2 protein-coding genes and 1 pseudogene are annotated in these 1,564 nt (G+C 71.0%); all 3 read left to right on the top strand.

The genetic code is table 11. The annotated features are described in order from the left end of the window. Nucleotides 1-182 precede the first annotated feature (182 nt). Nucleotides 183-719: an NUDIX domain-containing protein gene (locus F3J14_RS34975; protein ID WP_166726760.1), complete on the top strand. Its 537-nt coding sequence runs from the start codon at nt 183-185 to the stop codon at nt 717-719. 130 nt (nt 720-849) lie between these two features. Next, entirely contained in the window at nt 850-1,287 is a 438-nt protein-coding gene (locus tag F3J14_RS34980) for a thioesterase family protein (RefSeq protein ID WP_166726761.1), read from the top strand. Nucleotides 1,288-1,300: 13 nt separating this feature from the next. After that, nucleotides 1,301-1,564 (top strand): annotated as a pseudogene (locus F3J14_RS34985) (branched-chain amino acid ABC transporter permease); the annotation flags it as partial.

Raw genomic sequence — 1,564 nt, forward strand, 5'->3', positions numbered from 1 at the left:
GCGTTGCTCGTCGGGGCCGCCGGCTTTGCGGCGGCCGCCGCACGCGGGCGCGCGCGACCCTGACGCCATCGGGGCCGGATCGTCTGCGGCGCGGGCAAACTCGCTAGAATGAAGCCTTTCCCGCGCCGAGCGGGCGTGAGGCGGCCTGCGGGCCGCCGCCGGCGTCCGCCAGATCCCCATCGATGACCACCGCCGACTACCGTTTTTGCCCGCGCTGCGCGAGCCCGCTGACCGAGCGCGCCGATCCCGAACACGAGGGCGGCCGCGTCCGCCAGGCGTGCCCTGACGACGCGTGCGGCTACGTGCACTGGAACAACCCGCTGCCGGTGGTGGCCGCGATCGTCGAACTCGACGGCAAGATCCTGCTCGCGCGCAACGCGGCCTGGCCGGACGGGATGTTCGCGCTGATCACCGGCTTCCTCGAGAACGGCGAGACGCCCGAGGACGGCATCGCGCGCGAGGTGTTCGAGGAAACCGCGCTGAAGGCCGAGCAGGTCACGCTCGTCGGCGTCTATGAATTCATCCGCAAGAACGAGCTGATCATCGCGTACCACGTGCGCGCATCGGGCACCGTCGCCCTGTCGCCGGAACTGCTCGAATACCGGCTCGTCGATCCGCCGCGGCTGCGCCCGTGGCGGGCCGGCACCGGCTACGCGCTGGCCGACTGGATGCGCGCGCGCGGCCTCGATTTCGAATTCGTCGATCGAGCGGGGCAGTGACGGCCCGCGCTGCTCCCGGTATGTCATCCGCCGCGCCGCGCACCCTCGCGTCGCGGCATCTCGCCGTTTCCCGGCGTGCCGTCCCGCGCGGCCGCCGCGCGGCGTCCCACTCGTCCTGACCGCCATCGCCATGTCCGACAAGCCGCAGCCGCGTCCGCGCGACGCCTATCGCCACTTCCTGCCGATCACGACCCGCTGGATGGACAACGACGTCTACGGGCACGTGAACAACGTCGTCTATTACAGCTACTTCGACACCGTCGTGAACGAATACCTGATCCGCGCGGGCGTGCTCGACGTCGCGCACGGGCAGACGATCGGGCTCGTGGTCGAGACGCAATGCAACTACTTCGCGTCGCTCGTGTTTCCGCAGTCGGTCGACGCGGGGCTGCGCGTCGCGAAGCTCGGTACGTCGAGCGTGCGCTACGAGATCGGGCTGTTCGCGGCAGGGGAATCCTCGCCGGCGGCGCAGGGGCATTTCGTGCACGTGTACGTCGATCGCGGCACGCGCCGCCCGGTGCCGCTCCCGGACGCGCTGCGCGCGGCGCTCGAATCGCTCGCCGGCTGACAGGCGCGCGGCGGTGCACCCATTCGCGCTCCAGGCGTTCAACGGCCTCAGCTACGGGTTGCTGCTGTTCATGCTGTCGGCCGGCCTGACGCTGATCTTCAGCGTGCAGGGCGTGCTCAACTTCGCGCATGCGAGCTTCTACATGCTCGGCGCGTACGTCGGCTACAGCATCGCGGCCGGTGCGGGTTTCTGGCCCGCGCTCGTGCTCGCGCCGCTCGCGGTCGGGCTGCTGGGCGCCGGCTGCGAGCGCTGGCTGCTGCGCCGCGTGCAGGCGCGC

The sequence above is a fragment of the Burkholderia sp. Tr-862 genome, assembly GCF_011753085.1.
Lineage (GTDB): Bacteria > Pseudomonadota > Gammaproteobacteria > Burkholderiales > Burkholderiaceae > Burkholderia > Burkholderia ambifaria.

Bases quoted from the DNA above. Each gene is read 5' to 3' on its own strand.
- F3J14_RS34975 (WP_166726760.1), top strand. From the start codon at position 183: ATGACCACCGCCGACTACCGTTTTTGCCCGCGCTGCGCGAGCCCGCTG.
- F3J14_RS34980 (WP_166726761.1), top strand. From the start codon at position 850: ATGTCCGACAAGCCGCAGCCGCGTCCGCGCGACGCCTATCGCCACTTC.